Origin of the sequence: Photobacterium japonica (assembly GCF_050337005.1) — a bacterium.
Lineage (GTDB): Bacteria > Pseudomonadota > Gammaproteobacteria > Enterobacterales > Vibrionaceae > Photobacterium > Photobacterium japonica.
The window spans coordinates 85,380-99,687 of sequence record NZ_JAKJSN010000013.1; the positions used below are offsets into that span (position 1 = coordinate 85,380).

A 14,308-nucleotide genomic window follows, 5' to 3' on the forward strand; every position below is an offset into this window, starting at 1 on the left:
AATGTGTTATGTAGAGCGGTTATTTATCGGTATGTCGTCTTGATCAGGGTTGTAGACGAATACTGTCGACATCAATTTGTGTCGAGCCCCACTCGTTGTCCACTTCACCACGAATAATCACGGTATGTTGCGGGTTAACGGTCAGTCCGTGCCAATCATCATGCTCGATCTCGATCTGCATTTCACCCGTATTGTCTTTGAATAAGTATTGCTCATTACCAAGAGATTGGCTGATCTGGCCCGTTAATTCCACCACGCTGTCATCGCTGGCCATCATGGCATGACTCACGGTTTGAATGGTTGATGCGCCAGGGCCGATAAAGGCGGCATTGGCTGCAGTGGCGGCTACAAGCAGCGACAAGGCAAGCAGTGTCTTTTTCATGATCCGTTTATCTCTCAATTAGAAATAGTACGTGGTGGCGACGTTGAACGAGGTCATGCTTACGTAGCTGTCGGCTTGGTATTTCACATTCGCACCGATAGTCAGTTGTGGCATCACCGCGTATTCCGCCCCGATAGACACGAGCCCACCGATTTCGTTGTGGCTTTGTGCCGCATGTGCCAGTTGGTTTTCTTTTTCGATGTCATCGTTTGAAATCAACTCAAACTCTTCAGATTGGCTCTGGCTTGCATCGTATTGAGTGTAAGTCAGGCCAGCTTTCACTTTGGCGCGCCACTGGTCATTGAAGGTGTACGTAAACACCGGTGCCAATGAAATTTGCTTGGCCTTCACCGACGCATCCCAGTCCATTTCATGGTGGTAAGCTTGACCGTCGAGGGTTTTCTGGCCCAAGTAATCAGAGCGGCCATCGCTTAGCTCAAACTGGCTGTAGCCCAGCTCAAGCGCCCATGCGTCATTGAAGGCATAGCCGATAAAGCCGCCAAGTACGCCATCGTCCAGCGAGGGTTGAAGGTTTACGCCCTGAGCGCTAAATGTGTTGTTAGCATCGTGGCTGGCGCTACCTATACCGTATTCAAGACCTGCATACGGCGCCGCGGTGGCAGAGAAAGATGTTGCAAGAAGGAGTGTGATGAGCGTTTTTTTCATGATTTTTTCTTTTTAGTTATGTTGACGTAACGTGTCTGGCAACGATTATGTGTGATGGCGCGTGAAGTAATCGTGAAAAAATTGTCATGCGTTGCTTTTTTTTGAGATCTGCGGTTAAGCCCGTCAAAGCAGGCATGAACAGTGAGAACCGTGGTAGATGCCCTCACGTAATGGCACATGATAGCTATTGTCTATTGATGAAATTGCCAAATTCAATTTAGTAATTTCAAGGAAATAGGCGACACTTAATCAAAAGGAGGCCACAGAACGAAGGTGGCCACGTGTCAATACGGTTGCCCGCCTGAAGTGTGAATCACACATTGTTCTACTTGCCGGGTCACAGAGTGAATTAGGGGGATGCATGGAATCGTTAAAGGTTAAAGATTACATGAATGTGCGCCCAGTGACATTTGAGTCCGCAATGTCGTTGTCTCAAGCACTGGATAAGCTACTTTCATCAAAGCAAATTGGTGGCCCTGTGGTTGATGATTTGCATCACGTTGTGGGCTTCATTTCTGAGCAGGATATGATCCACAAGTTGTTGAAAGTGGGTTATCACTGTCAGGATACCCACAACGTGGGTGAGTGCATGCGCGTCGATGTGCTGACCGTGTCACCGAATGACTCTATCATTGAATTGGCTGATACCATGGCGGGTCAGAAACCGAAAATTTATCCAGTGATCGAAAATGAGCGTTTAGTTGGCGTTATCACCCGCCGCGATGTGCTGACGGCGATCAGTGATCAAATTGGTGATTGCTTCAAACACCCTGTGTAATCCTATCTGTTATGCTGTGTGGTATGACGAACAGAAAAGGCGCGTTAAGCGCCTTTTCTGTTTGTTTTTTCCATGTAGTGCATGTACACGACCAGACAGAAAGAGGGACGCTGAGTGACCACGCCGAAAACGCCATCATCCAACTTGCCACCCCAGCCAGGTTCACCACCAGTGCCATCGTCCTCTAAAGCGGCATCCGAACAGGCGAAGTTTGTAACCGGCTCACCCATGAAGCACATCATGGTGATGTCCGGCACGGGCGCTGTGGGTTTGATGGCGCTGTTTTTGGTCGATTTACTCGACATGTTCTTCATCAGTTTATTGGGGGAAATTGAATTAGCGGCGGCCATCGGTTTTGCCGGCACGCTGATCTTTTTTTCGACCTCTGTCTCGATTGGGACTTCGATTGCGATGGGGGCCTTGGTGTCGCGCGCGCTTGGCGCGAACGAGGCAGAAAAAGCCCGACAATTGACCGTCAACGTCATGATTTTTGCCGTGATCATTTGTACGGTAATGGTCAGCCTTATGCTGTGGCAATTGCCGCAGTTGCTCGCCCTGATCGGGGCAAAAGGCAACGTCGCGGCGGCGGCGACTGATTATCTGGTGATTTTGCTGCCCAGTGCGCCGTTTATTGCGATTTCTATGTCTGCCGGAGCCGCGTTGCGTGGCATTGGTGATGCGCGTCGTTCAATGATTGCCACATTGATTGGCGGTGGCGTCAATGCGGTGCTGGACCCGTTATTTATCTTCGGCTTGTCGATGGGGATGGAAGGGGCGGCGATTGCCTCGGTGTTTGCCCGTTTAGCGGTCATGGTGTATTCCCTGCATGCTGTGATTGTGCATCATCGGCTGGTGGCGCGGCCGCAGTTAGGGGCGTTTATTCGTGCGCTGCCGCCTATTTCTGCCATCGCTTTTCCAGCCATTTTAACGAATACCGCCACGCCTATTGGTAACGCTATCGTGACCAGTCAAATTGCCCAGTTCGGTGAAAGTTTTGTCGCCGGTTACGCGGTTATCGGACGGATTATGCCCGTCACGTTTGCCTTGGTCTTTTCATTGTCAGGCGCGATAGGCCCGATCATCGGACAGAACTTTGGTGCGGCACGCTGGGATCGGATTATCCGGTCGCTGACGGATGCGCTGATTTTTGTCTCGCTGTATTGCGTGTTGGTTTCGGCGCTATTGTGGATGGCACAAGACAGTTTGATTGCGATCTTCAGTTTGCAGGGAGACGCCGCGACGTTGCTGTCTGTATTCTGCAGTTATGTGGCGATCACCTTCATTTTTAATGGTGCCTTGTTTGTCGCCAATGCTGCGTTTAACAACCTGAACCGCCCGACCTGGTCAACGGCCTTGAACATGGGGAAAGCGACCCTAGGGACCATTCCATTTGTATGGATAGGCGGTCTATGGGGGGGCGCCAGCGGGGTATTGATTGGGCAAGCTATTGGCGGCATGGTGTTTGGTTGTCTGGCCGTGTGGCTTGTACGTCGCCAAGTGTTGTGCATGGCGAGGGCGCATGAACAGCGTGAGCAGCAAGATATTCTGGCACCGAGCGTGCCGCTGACACCGTTCTGTTCATCGCGAACTTACATGGGCCAAGAAGACGCCGTGGACGAGCCTTTTGTGGCGCCGAATAAATCGGCATCGTAATTTTTTATCCCATTATCACGGGATGAGAAAGCACTGCATTATCATGAATATTCGTATCTGGCGGTAACTTGGCAAGATTACTAATTTATTGATCTAACTCGGAGAAATTCACCGGTAAGCGGCGCAGAATGGCAATCTAATTTTGCTCTGCTGATACCTTGGAACGGTGTCGGTAGAACGTCTAGCCGCTCTGATTTTTCCCCTATTGATGGCATACCAAAGGACGAAGTCAGCGTCAGGCACCTTTTTTTGTGTTTTAAGGGAATAATGCCACCATGCGCCAATATCTGCGGTACATCGTACCAATCCTCATTCCACTCATTGTTTTACTGTTACCGGCTTCCGCGTTTCCCGTTGAAGGTCTGACTGTCGTACAGCAACGGGTAATCGCCATCTTCCTTCTTGCGGCTCTGTGTTGGGTCATGGAACCGATCCCTATCTATGCCACGTCTGTGGTGATCATTGTGTTGGAATTATTGCTGCTCTCCAATAAGGGCTTGTACTTATTCCGCAGTGAAGAAGGCCAACCTCACTTTGGTGAACTCTTAGCCTATAACGACATCATGGCGACCTTTGCCAGTCCGATTATTATGTTGTTTCTCGGCGGGTTCTTTCTGGCGATGGCCGCGACCAAATACCGCTTGGACGTCAACTTAGCACGTGTTTTGTTACGCCCGTTTGGTAACCAGCCGAAATACGTGATGTTTGGTTTGATGCTGATCACCGCAATTTTCTCGATGTTCATGTCAAACACCGCCACCACGGCGATGATGCTGTCTATTCTTGCCCCTGTTATTGCCCTTTTTGGACAGAAAGATCCCGGTAAAATTGCGTTTGCCTTGTGTATTCCTGTGGCGGCGAACATTGGAGGTATCGGTACCCCTATCGGCACCCCGCCCAATGCTATTGCCCTGAAATACCTGAGTGCAGAAAATATGATCACCTTTGGTGAGTGGATGTTCTTTGGTGTGCCGTTTGTGGCGGTCATGCTGGTGTTCGCGTGGTTCTTGATCAATGCCATGTACCCAGCAAAACAAGAGAAAATCGAACTGACCATCAAAGGTAAGTTCCTGAAAACACCGAAGGCCATTACCGTGTATATCACGTTCGCCCTGACGGTGATTTTGTGGTTGATGGGTTCGACACACGGCATGAACTCCTACACGGTTGCCTTGATTCCGGTGGCGGTATTCTCGCTGACGGGGATCATCAACAAAGAAGATTTGAAAAAGATTTCTTGGGATGTGTTGTGGTTGGTGTCGGGCGGTATCGCACTGGGCTTGGCGCTGGATAAAACCGGCCTTGCGAAGTTGGTGGTACACAGCATTCCGTTTGATGATTTCTCTCCGTATGTCGTACTGGGTGGCGCTGCGTTGTTGTGTTTGGTGATGGCAAACTTTATGTCACACACCGCAACCGCGAACTTGCTGATGCCTATTATGGCGGCGTTGGGCATGTCGATGACCTCGCTCGTGCCGTTGGGCGGCGAAATTACCTTGATTTTGGTGGTGACGTTCGCGGCATCACTGGGTATGTCGTTGCCGATCAGTACGCCACCGAATGCCCTTGCGCATGCGACGGGTCACGTGGAAAGTAACCAAATGGCCCGTGTGGGTGTGATTGTGGGTGTGGTCGGTGTGGCATTAAGCTTTGCTATGATCTGGCTACTTCACTTGATTGACCATATTTAAGAGAACCAGCATGCATCAACCAAAAGCCATGCAGCGCATTGTGGACGTGTACTTCCGCGATCCTGTCCGCACCACGGCGGTGAAGGCCGGCACACATGTCCTTACGCAAGACGGCTATAACGATAAGCTGTATTGGGTGAAAAAAGGTGAGCTGTCCGGTTATCTCAATAGCGAAGACGACAGTGAGATGACCGCCAAAGTGTTTCGGGTTGAGCAGGGAATGTTCTTTGGCGTTCACAGTTTTTTTGCGCAAACATTGATGGCTTCCACCACGGTGATTGCCGAGAAAGACAGTGAGCTATCATGGATTGATCTGAATACCCAAGCGGTTGAACCGGAAAATTACGGTTCGCTCAGTGAGCAGTTTATGCCCGTCATGGTGCATGAACTGGCACGCCGCCAAATGCTGACAGGTTTGCAGGCGATTGAAAAAGAAAAGGCCCTGCAACAGTTGTATGCCGCCGAGCAAATGACCACTTTAGGGCAGTTAGCGGCAGGTATTGCCCACGAGTTGAATAACGCCGTTGGGGTGATCAGCAGTAAAACGGAAGGCTTACAAAATGGAATCTGTCGGATTTTAGACGAGAGCAAACCGCATGTGAGCCCGTTTTTGGATCTTGGGATCTGCGAGGGTCAATCCGCCACGTCGGCTGAAGTGCGACAGCGGGCCAAACAGTTACAGCAGGATCTCGGCCTCGGCCGTGATCAGGCGCGGCAGTTGGCGCGGGCCTTACCCGAAGGGGAAGTACCGGATTACTGGTTAGAGAACGTCGACGATGCCCTGCAATACTGGGACATGGGACGGGATCTGCACGATATGCGCTTAGCGGCAAAACATGCCACCAGTATTGTGCGTTCAGTGAAGCAGTTGGGGGGCACGGATACCGCTCGCCAACCGGATGTCGATGTGAACGATACCATTCATAAGTCATTGTCACTGCTGCAAAGTAATTTGCGCCGGGTGAACGTGGTATTGCGTCCGGCGGTGTTACCATCGATCACGGCCAGTACGACCGAGTTGGTGCAGGTGTGGGTCAACATCATCAAAAATGCGTGTGATGCAATGGAAGAGACAGAGCAGCCGCAGATTGAAATCATCACCCGTCATTCAAAGAATCGCTTGCTGATCACGATCAGCAATAACGGACCCATGATTGATGAGGCCACGCGCCGCAAAGTGTTTCAACCGAACTTTACTACCAAGAAAGGGGGGCTATCGTTCGGCTTAGGCTTAGGGTTGTCTATCGTGCAGCGCATTGTCCACAGTTACGGTGGCACGATTGCACTGAAGAGCGACCCAGAGAAAACCAAATTTCGTATTAAATTGCCAATCGCGTAAGGGATGGTTAAGTGATGGACAAATTAAATATCATCTGTGTAGATGACCAGAGGGAAGTGCTGAGCGCCGTATTGAAAGATCTGTCGCCGCTGAATGATTTTTTCCATGTTGAAGACTGCGAATCCGCAGACGAAGCATTGGAATTAATGGATGAGTTGGATGCGGAAGGCGAATTCGTGGCATTGGTGATTTCTGATCATGTCATGCCGGGCAAAACAGGCGTGGAGCTACTGACTGAGATCTCACTGGATACCCGTTTTGCGAACACCAAAAAGGTGCTGCTGACCGGACAGGCGACCCACCAAGATACGATTGCAGCCATCAACCGTGCTCGCATTGAAAGCTATTTTGAAAAGCCTTGGAAAGCGGATACGTTACTGATGACCGCCCGTAGCTTGATCACCGAGTATGTGTTCGACATGGGGTTGGATTATCAACCGTGGATGGACATCCTCGATAACAGCGTGGTGTTACGCCGTCTAAGCTAATTGGTTTACTTTGGTGCCGTAACCGACACCGCACATAAAAAAAGCAGGCGATGGCCTGCTTTTTCTTTATGCATCATATACGTCGCCGTGGGGGTTAGGCCGCAATAATATTGTTGCGCACCAAGCCGCGTCGGATGTTTTTGCACAGCTTACCGAAGCGATTGATTTCATCAAACGTCGGCACATCACCGCGATGAATCGCATGCTCCCAATATGAGACTTCCGTTTCAACCAACTCCATCAATTTTTTCGGACAACCGATACAGCTATTGTCCGGTCCGCATTTAAACGTCTCTTCATCATACAGCGGCAGTTCGTCTTTCACTTGTTCGATGATTTGTATCATCGCTGTGGATCGATCAGGTTTACGGCTCATGGCTTGTCTCAGACTATTCATCTGCATTGGGTGGAAAGGGTCGACGATTATAACGGCAAGGCGGCGAGAGATACATGGGTAATGCGCGGGCTTTTTCGTGGTAGAGATATTCGGCGCGGTGAGTGCGTATTTGTTTTTATAAATAGGCTTAGATATGCAATTTAATTATAAATTAAACAGTCACTTGCGCATCATTTTTGCGGGGCATGTCATGGTTGAGTGTTATTAACAAAGTGGTAACTTGTGTAGCATGGGGTTTACTTATCTTAATTGTGTCATCTATAAGGAAAACCATGATGAAGCAAGGATGGCGATTAACCCGTGTGGCAACAATGGCAATGCTGCTTTCGGCCTGTGGCGGCGGAGGCGGCGGTGATTCAGCTGGGGAAGGCAATACAGGGGGCGGAAGTGGTGGAGAAGCGACCTGTACAGGAACGGATTTTACCTGTGCGTATAATACCGATGACATTACGGTAAATGTACACCTCACTGTTTCACCGGATTATAAACTACAACCACGCGCATTATTTGCCTCGGCGGCAGGCGCGTTATATCCCAGCAGTGATGAAAAGCTCATTATTCGTGCTGATGGACAAGACTATGACGCTGACATCCTCAATGCGACCCAAGACATGACGGTCTTTCCGGATGTGCCTTATGGTGCACCGGTGTATGACATTGAGTGGTACCGTGGTGGTGATTTAATTGCAAGTAAGGCGATTGAGCACTTGGCGACACCGGTATTCATTGCATCGGCAGGGCAACATGATGGATCTGACACTGTGGTGGTCGAGTGGGTTGAAGAGAGTGATCACACCTTTGATGTGGATTTGTACAGCCTCGCTTGTGATAAAGCGGATGGCACGGTGACGTATATTGAAGCTTTGACATCGGAAAATATTAATCCTGCTAATTCACCGTTTGAAATTTCACTGGTGGAAGATTATGGGGTGTCAATTGATGCGTTACAGCAGGACTATACCGCTTGCAACATGTCGATGTATGTGACGAGTACGCATGCTTTGACGTCACCGGAGACCCCCCCCCGTGAGTTGTTAATTCGCTCATCGAGCCCTCGCCAACATGAGGTTGCACTGTTCTAACTTGTTTGAGATCAGTAACGTGAGCCTTTCATCAGCCGCCTCGTGCGGCTGATTGTGTTTATGACTGTGGTAAGTGGCGAAGAGGCTTGTATCTAAGACGCTTTCTTACACTGTATCCATTGTTTTTTACTTTGCGGTGAGCGTTGAATTTTATTCTTTTCGCGTAATTGTTGAATCGCCCGGGTAAATTCTGGTTGGGTAAGCCCCAGTTCTTTTTGCAGTTTCGTGTTGAAGGCGCGCGGTGATGTTAACGCATTAAAGAGCCGGTCGGTGTGCTTTAGTGGCTGTGTATTGTCAGGTTTGTTAGTGGGCTTATTGATGAGCTTTTGAGGCTCAATCCGCGGCGTTAATGACACGACCGTGTCTTTTTTTGTGCGGACAATCTTGCATTTACTGCCGAATAACGCGCATTGTAATTCAAATGCACTGATCAAGTTTTCGTCGTTGGTATAAAGTGCCAGTGTACATTCACGCAAAATAGGGCAAGGCAGCGTACTCAATACGCGAGCCAGATAAGCGATGAGATAGAAATCGGCCTGATTGGCACCCGTGGGATAATCTGACAGGCACAAAAATAACGCACTATCACAGGCGCGCTTTACTGTGTCATCTTTGGAAAAAACAAACACTTTGTCCACCACTGATGCTTCAATTTTTTCCAATGCTTTTAAGCCAATATTTTCTGCATCGACAAAGATCATTTTCATCCGTCACCTCCGTGTCTACTGTGTGGACGTCTTATACACCCTACCTTATGGGCTAAAGGTATGACTGTAGCACGCTATTTTTTATGGGAAAAATGTCAATAACGTCGCTGAGTGGAGAGACGTTCGGTGATGCTGATGCAACATAAAAGGATGAACACATGCTACTACTGCTTCCCGCGCTGGCATTGCTCGGGTTTTATTTCTACTTCAATGGCACGGCGGGGCTGAATCGAGCGTGCTTGTTTGCAGTGACTCTGATGGCGGCTTATTGTGTCGTGTATTTCTGGCCTCCGATGGGGTTAGCATATAGAGGGTCAAACATGGGCGCGGTGTTTTATGGGCTTCCGCTCGGGGCTTTTGGGCTGTTGTTATGGGCAGGGGATATGGATGCCAGTCAAGAGGGGCAGTGGGTAGGAGGTGTATTGGGTGCGCTAGGGTTGGTGTCTGCCATCGCATTGCTGCTGTACTTTAAATTTTCGTACTGGCCCTCTTTTTAATTTTCAGGATTAAAACACGAAATCTCCTTGACCTTAGACCTAGCTCCAAGGTTTATAGTTTGAAGAGTCGCCAATAGGTTGGTGATCATTCATTACAAGGAGCGTGCCCATGTGTGCACAATGCAATAATAAGAAATTTCATGTTCATGCGGCTGCGGCCAATACGGCGTCAGTCGTCGTTGAAAATAACAGTCATACAGAGCCTTGTTGCGCGTCTGGCCATTGCCAAACGGCGTCCGCGTCAACCACGGATCATAATGTCACTACTGACGGTGAGCTCTCGGGCGACGACGATCCTGCTTCCTCTCCGGTACACGGTTTTCACGTTAATAAAATCACTTCCGCCGATGTACCTTCTTCTTCATCATGCTGCTCATCGTCGAGTGACTGTCATACACATGAGACAGTCACTGATGCGCCAACGGATGCCCCCACAGAAGCGCTCTCGCCCAGTAGTTACAACGCCACATTAAGCTGGAAAGTCGCAGGGATGGACTGCCCAAGTTGTGCGCGAAAACTGGAAAAAGCCATCATGACCTTAGACGGTGTTGTGTCGGCGAAAGTGATGTTTGCCACGGAAAAACTGATTGTCCACTGTCAATCAGCGACACAATCGGACGCCATTATTGATAAAACCCAGCAAACGGGTTTCCGTCTGATCACCACACAGCGTGATGCTGATGCCCCTGCGCCGTCATTCTTACAAGCGAATCTCGCGGTCATTGTGATCGCGGTGATGATGGCGCTTTCCGCGTTGCTCAATCAATACTCTGCTGAGTGGGGCTTGATGGCCTTTACGGCCACCACCTTGTTAGGGTTATTCCCGATTGTACGAAAAGCCATTGTGATGGCGAAAAACGGCTCACCGTTCTCGATTGAAACCTTGATGAGTGTAGCCGCGATTGGTGCGCTGTATTTGGGGGAAACCGCAGAAGCTGCCATGGTGTTGTTGTTATTCTTGATTGGTGAACAGCTTGAAGGTTATGCCTCGGCCAAGGCGCGCAGTGGGGTAAAAGCCCTGATGGCACTGGTGCCGGAAGATGCCAAGGTGATCTTGCCGGACGGTAGCCAAAAAACAGTCGCGGCCAGTGAGCTACAACCGGGCGATGTGATAGAAGTCGCCCCCGGCGGCCGTTTACCGGCTGATGTTGAATTGCTTGAGGGTAACGCCAGCTTTGATGAAAGTGCGTTAACCGGTGAATCCGTACCGGTCGAGCGTTTAAAAGGCGAACAAGTGATGGCGGGTGCCTTGGTGGCAGACAAAGTAGTGCGCTTGCGCATTGTGTCTGAGCAAGGGGATAACGCCATTGATCGCATTTTGCACTTGATTGAAGACGCTGAATCGCGCAAAGCCCCGTTAGAACGTTTTGTGGATCGCTTTAGCCGTTGGTACACCCCCGCGATGATTGTGTTGGCGGCGCTGGTGGTGGTGGTGCCACCGCTGTTTTTCGCCCAATCGTGGGATGAATGGTTGTACAAAGGCTTAACCTTGTTGTTGATTGCTTGTCCGTGTGCCTTGGTAATTTCCATTCCGGCGGCCATTACGTCTGGCTTGGCAGCCGCAACGCGCCGTGGTGCGCTGATCAAAGGCGGCGCCGCATTGGAACAACTGGGCCATATTGAAACCGTGGCATTTGATAAAACAGGTACGCTGACTGAAGGTAAGCCAGCAATGACGGATTTGATCAGCTGGGACGGTGATGATGATCGTCTGCTGCGTCAGGCTGCGGCCGTGGAAATGGGCTCGGCACACCCGCTGGCACAAGCGGTGGTGAATGCCGCTCAGGCGCGTGGATTGAGCGTGATCGAAGCGGCTGAGCGTCAAGCACTGGCAGGTCGTGGTATTCAAGGGGTGATTGACGGTGACACTGTGATGCTAGTGGCCGCTGATCGTCTGCCACAAGGGATTGAATTGACCGACGCGCAATCGGCGCAAGCGTTCGATTTAGAAGGTGAAGGTAAAACCTTGGTTGTGGCGCTGCGTAATGCGCAGCCGGTTGGCTTGATTGCATGGCGTGATAATTTACGCCCAGACAGTGCCAAAGCGATCAAAGCGTTGAATACGATGGGGATCCAGACGGTCATGCTAACTGGCGACAACCCACGTGCTGCCGCCGCGATTGCCCGTGAAATCGGTATTGATTTTAAAGCGGGTTTGCTACCGGAAGACAAAGTGCAGCAGGTGGAATTGGCCAACCAGACTCGCAACGTGGCCATGGTTGGTGACGGCATTAATGATGCGCCAGCCATGAAAACGGCGTCTATCGGTATCGCGATGGGAGGGGGGACCGATGTCGCACTGGAAACCGCCGATGCTGCGTTAACGCATAACCGTGTGTCTGAACTGCCGATGATGATCGCGCTGTCGAAAGCAACTTTGGCCAATATTCGCCAAAACGTGGCGTTAGCGCTGGGCTTGAAAGGTTTGTTCTTGGTCACGACCTTGTTAGGCATGACTGGCCTGTGGGTAGCGGTACTGGCTGACAGTGGTGCCACCGCGCTAGTGACCCTTAATGCCTTACGGTTACTCAAGTTCAACTACAAAGAGTGATTGTTTGAGGTCAACATCGGTCATAACACGAGCACCTTAGGGTGCGCTTGTTATATTTAAGCATATTCAAGCAAGCGGGAGTGAACCGCGTCGCAACATGCGCATGAGTCATTAAAATTCACGTTGTTGCATATTGGTGGCTTTAGTAGGATGAAACGCATCAACAGAGGGCGAAATTCGGATAGTTAATCGCGAATCTGCATCGGTTATCACTCGGGCGAATTTTTAGTAAACAATGATTTATTCCGAGTAACAGACTAAATGGAGATTTTATGTTAAAGACGACGACGTCAACGGTTGATGGCAAGGAAGTTGAAGCGTATCTGGATATCGTGGTTGGCGAAGCGATTTTAGGTGCCAATATCTTTAAAGATATTTTGGGCTCAATTCGAGATGTCATCGGTGGCCGTTCAGGTGCTTATGAAGAAGAAATGGGCAATGCACGTACTATCGCGCTGGCTGAGATGGAGTCTCATGCGCGAGCATTAGGGGCTGATGGTATTATTGGTGTTGATATTGATTATGAAGTCGTCGGTCAAGGTGGCAGCATGATGATGGTCAGTGTGAGTGGTACTGCCGTACGCTTCAAAAAACGATAATTATTCATTGTCGTTGAAATGAGAGGAATAAGTGAGGGGACGAGAGTGCCTGAACTTTTCCTCTTTTTTTGTTTTTAATACGTTTTGTTTTTATTACGGTGGCGGAACCATGTTCATTAATATTGAGCGTCTCATTTTGTATAGCTGTGTGCTTTGTTTAGTATGTCTACCTACGTGGTCTTGGGCTGATTCGTCAAAAGACTACCATGCGTTGACGATGATGTTCGAGCAGGCTTACGCCACCGATGATGATGCAGTAGCGCGTGCTGCTGCGCTTCAACAGTTGGAGATGGATCCCAGTGATTCACTGGCGTTTTTGAGGCTGGCGTTGGTTATTGGCGATCAATGTGATGAAGTAAAACCGTATTACCGACAATATGGTTCAGCGGTTCCTGAGGGGATCACGCACATAGCGAGGCAAGTCATCAATAAAACGTGTGGTACGGAACTATAACGGAGCAGGTTACGTTACGTCTTTTTACCATCCCATCTGGCCATTTTGCTGGTGGTTAAGGCGGCTGATTGAGCGAAAGTCGCGGGGTGACAGTTCCGTATGGCGACGGAAAAACTTCGCGAGGTTGGTCGCTTCTTCAAACCCTAACTGAATAGCAATCTCCCCAATCGACAAGGCGCTGTAGGCCAGTAGACGCTTGGCTTCCAGTAATAACCTATCATCGATCAGGCTTTTGGCACTGCTCCCTGTTTGTTGCTTGCACACACTGCACAATTTTTTGCTTGAGCACCCCAACAGGTTGGCGTAATCCGCCACGTGGTGATGCAGGGGAAAGTGTTGCTCTACTGCCGCGCGAAAACGATCAAATAACCCCGTCGGGTGTAATTGCGTGACCGGTGCTGACTTGAGATTGGCACGGTAAATACGGTGAATTAAACTGCGCAACAGACAGTGCAGCATGTTATTGCGGTGAGGCTGGCTGCTCTGAAATTCCGCATAGAGCTCAGCAAAAGAGGCGGCTAAATCCGGCGCGTGGTAATGGTTGGTCTGCTCAAACAGGGCGATCACATCCGGCTTGAAGGTGTCATCGGTACCGCCAAACAGCATGTTGTCGGTGAATGTCATGACATAGCCATCGGAGTGATCATTAAGGATAAAGTGGTGGATTTGATGGCGAGCGATCAAAAAGAGGCTGCCAGGCCGATAGCGAAATGGCTTTGTGTCGATCATGTGTTGCCCTTCGCCCTGATGAATATAGATCAGTGAGTAGAAATCCAACCTGTGCGGCGTGGTGAGCGGATAACGGTCTTTTTCTGCAAACAGGGCACGCAGCGGGCGCAATGTCATTTCAACAGGATTGCAATCTTGGTTATTGAATGCAATGCGTTGGATGGAATAGTGTTCTAGGGCATGTGGTGGCATAGGGATAACGCTCTTTACAATCTCGCGGTTACTTTATGAACTGTGAGCGATTTGTCTTTGATTTACATTCGGTTTTAGGCAGGGCGATAGGTGATATCGCCCT

At 49.8% G+C, this 14,308-nt stretch carries 15 protein-coding genes; 10 read left to right on the forward strand and 5 right to left on the reverse strand.

Going from position 1 to position 14,308, the window contains the following annotated elements; translation table 11 throughout:
• Positions 1 to 43: 43 nt before the first annotated feature.
• A complete protein-coding gene (locus L4C36_RS05435; protein ID WP_428476772.1) occupies positions 44 to 382 on the reverse strand; it encodes a YgiW/YdeI family stress tolerance OB fold protein in 339 nt (112 codons plus the stop codon).
• Between the two features lie 18 nt (positions 383 to 400).
• Complete coding sequence (locus L4C36_RS05440) at positions 401 to 1,048, reverse strand: AcfA family outer membrane beta-barrel protein (protein ID WP_428476773.1); 648 nt, start codon at positions 1,046 to 1,048, stop codon at positions 401 to 403.
• A gap of 361 nt (positions 1,049 to 1,409) precedes the next feature.
• On the opposite strand from L4C36_RS05440, the gene L4C36_RS05445 reads away from it, so the two are divergent.
• From L4C36_RS05445 to L4C36_RS05465, 5 genes are all read left to right on the forward strand, one after another.
• Positions 1,410 to 1,826, forward strand: coding sequence for a CBS domain-containing protein (locus L4C36_RS05445; protein ID WP_428476774.1), 417 nt, complete (start codon positions 1,410 to 1,412; stop codon positions 1,824 to 1,826).
• Between the two features lie 228 nt (positions 1,827 to 2,054).
• Positions 2,055 to 3,479, forward strand: coding sequence for an MATE family efflux transporter (locus L4C36_RS05450; RefSeq protein ID WP_428476828.1), 1,425 nt, complete (start codon positions 2,055 to 2,057; stop codon positions 3,477 to 3,479).
• A 275-nt stretch (positions 3,480 to 3,754) separates the two neighbouring features.
• On the forward strand, positions 3,755 to 5,170 hold the full coding sequence (locus L4C36_RS05455; protein ID WP_428476775.1) for an SLC13 family permease: 1,416 nt from the start codon (positions 3,755 to 3,757) through the stop codon (positions 5,168 to 5,170).
• 10 nt (positions 5,171 to 5,180) lie between these two features.
• Complete coding sequence (locus tag L4C36_RS05460) at positions 5,181 to 6,509, forward strand: ATP-binding protein (protein WP_428476776.1); 1,329 nt, start codon at positions 5,181 to 5,183, stop codon at positions 6,507 to 6,509.
• Positions 6,510 to 6,523: 14 nt separating this feature from the next.
• Entirely contained in the window at positions 6,524 to 6,997 is a 474-nt protein-coding gene (locus L4C36_RS05465; protein ID WP_428476777.1) for a response regulator, read from the forward strand.
• Between the two features lie 94 nt (positions 6,998 to 7,091).
• On the opposite strand, the gene L4C36_RS05470 is transcribed toward L4C36_RS05465, so the two are convergent.
• The gene (locus L4C36_RS05470; RefSeq protein ID WP_428476778.1) at positions 7,092 to 7,373 is read right to left on the reverse strand and encodes a hypothetical protein; all 282 of its coding nucleotides are present in this window, start codon (positions 7,371 to 7,373) and stop codon (positions 7,092 to 7,094) included.
• 293 nt (positions 7,374 to 7,666) lie between these two features.
• Between L4C36_RS05470 and L4C36_RS05475 the strand changes: the two genes are divergently transcribed.
• The gene (locus tag L4C36_RS05475; protein WP_428476779.1) at positions 7,667 to 8,476 is read left to right on the forward strand and encodes a hypothetical protein; all 810 of its coding nucleotides are present in this window, start codon (positions 7,667 to 7,669) and stop codon (positions 8,474 to 8,476) included.
• 92 nt (positions 8,477 to 8,568) lie between these two features.
• Here the strand turns inward: L4C36_RS05475 and L4C36_RS05480 are convergent, their stop codons facing one another.
• Positions 8,569 to 9,183 (reverse strand): hypothetical protein, encoded by a 615-nt coding sequence (locus L4C36_RS05480; RefSeq protein ID WP_428476780.1) that lies wholly within the window; start codon positions 9,181 to 9,183, stop codon positions 8,569 to 8,571.
• Positions 9,184 to 9,341: 158 nt separating this feature from the next.
• On the opposite strand from L4C36_RS05480, the gene L4C36_RS05485 reads away from it, so the two are divergent.
• From L4C36_RS05485 to L4C36_RS05500, 4 genes are all read left to right on the forward strand, one after another.
• On the forward strand, positions 9,342 to 9,680 hold the full coding sequence (locus L4C36_RS05485; protein WP_428476781.1) for a hypothetical protein: 339 nt from the start codon (positions 9,342 to 9,344) through the stop codon (positions 9,678 to 9,680).
• Positions 9,681 to 9,789: 109 nt separating this feature from the next.
• Positions 9,790 to 12,231 carry a zinc/cadmium/mercury/lead-transporting ATPase gene (locus L4C36_RS05490; protein ID WP_428476782.1) on the forward strand — a complete coding sequence of 814 codons (2,442 nt, stop codon included), beginning with the start codon at positions 9,790 to 9,792 and terminating at the stop codon, positions 12,229 to 12,231.
• A 272-nt stretch (positions 12,232 to 12,503) separates the two neighbouring features.
• Positions 12,504 to 12,830 carry a heavy metal-binding domain-containing protein gene (locus L4C36_RS05495; RefSeq protein ID WP_428476783.1) on the forward strand — a complete coding sequence of 109 codons (327 nt, stop codon included), beginning with the start codon at positions 12,504 to 12,506 and terminating at the stop codon, positions 12,828 to 12,830.
• A 109-nt stretch (positions 12,831 to 12,939) separates the two neighbouring features.
• Positions 12,940 to 13,284 carry a hypothetical protein gene (locus L4C36_RS05500; RefSeq protein WP_428476784.1) on the forward strand — a complete coding sequence of 115 codons (345 nt, stop codon included), beginning with the start codon at positions 12,940 to 12,942 and terminating at the stop codon, positions 13,282 to 13,284.
• A 24-nt stretch (positions 13,285 to 13,308) separates the two neighbouring features.
• On the opposite strand, the gene L4C36_RS05505 is transcribed toward L4C36_RS05500, so the two are convergent.
• Positions 13,309 to 14,205 (reverse strand): AraC family transcriptional regulator, encoded by an 897-nt coding sequence (locus tag L4C36_RS05505; RefSeq protein WP_428476785.1) that lies wholly within the window; start codon positions 14,203 to 14,205, stop codon positions 13,309 to 13,311.
• Positions 14,206 to 14,308 lie beyond the last annotated feature (103 nt).

Coding starts and splice junctions, on each gene's coding strand:
- L4C36_RS05435 (WP_428476772.1), bottom strand. CDS start 382: ATGAAAAAGACACTGCTTGCCTTGTCGCTGCTTGTAGCCGCCACTGCA.
- L4C36_RS05440 (WP_428476773.1), bottom strand. CDS start 1,048: ATGAAAAAAACGCTCATCACACTCCTTCTTGCAACATCTTTCTCTGCC.
- L4C36_RS05445 (WP_428476774.1), top strand. CDS start 1,410: ATGGAATCGTTAAAGGTTAAAGATTACATGAATGTGCGCCCAGTGACA.
- L4C36_RS05450 (WP_428476828.1), top strand. CDS start 2,055: ATGAAGCACATCATGGTGATGTCCGGCACGGGCGCTGTGGGTTTGATG.
- L4C36_RS05455 (WP_428476775.1), top strand. CDS start 3,755: ATGCGCCAATATCTGCGGTACATCGTACCAATCCTCATTCCACTCATT.
- L4C36_RS05460 (WP_428476776.1), top strand. CDS start 5,181: ATGCATCAACCAAAAGCCATGCAGCGCATTGTGGACGTGTACTTCCGC.
- L4C36_RS05465 (WP_428476777.1), top strand. CDS start 6,524: ATGGACAAATTAAATATCATCTGTGTAGATGACCAGAGGGAAGTGCTG.
- L4C36_RS05470 (WP_428476778.1), bottom strand. CDS start 7,373: ATGAGCCGTAAACCTGATCGATCCACAGCGATGATACAAATCATCGAA.
- L4C36_RS05475 (WP_428476779.1), top strand. CDS start 7,667: ATGATGAAGCAAGGATGGCGATTAACCCGTGTGGCAACAATGGCAATG.
- L4C36_RS05480 (WP_428476780.1), bottom strand. CDS start 9,183: ATGAAAATGATCTTTGTCGATGCAGAAAATATTGGCTTAAAAGCATTG.
- L4C36_RS05485 (WP_428476781.1), top strand. CDS start 9,342: ATGCTACTACTGCTTCCCGCGCTGGCATTGCTCGGGTTTTATTTCTAC.
- L4C36_RS05490 (WP_428476782.1), top strand. CDS start 9,790: ATGTGTGCACAATGCAATAATAAGAAATTTCATGTTCATGCGGCTGCG.
- L4C36_RS05495 (WP_428476783.1), top strand. CDS start 12,504: ATGTTAAAGACGACGACGTCAACGGTTGATGGCAAGGAAGTTGAAGCG.
- L4C36_RS05500 (WP_428476784.1), top strand. CDS start 12,940: ATGTTCATTAATATTGAGCGTCTCATTTTGTATAGCTGTGTGCTTTGT.
- L4C36_RS05505 (WP_428476785.1), bottom strand. CDS start 14,205: ATGCCACCACATGCCCTAGAACACTATTCCATCCAACGCATTGCATTC.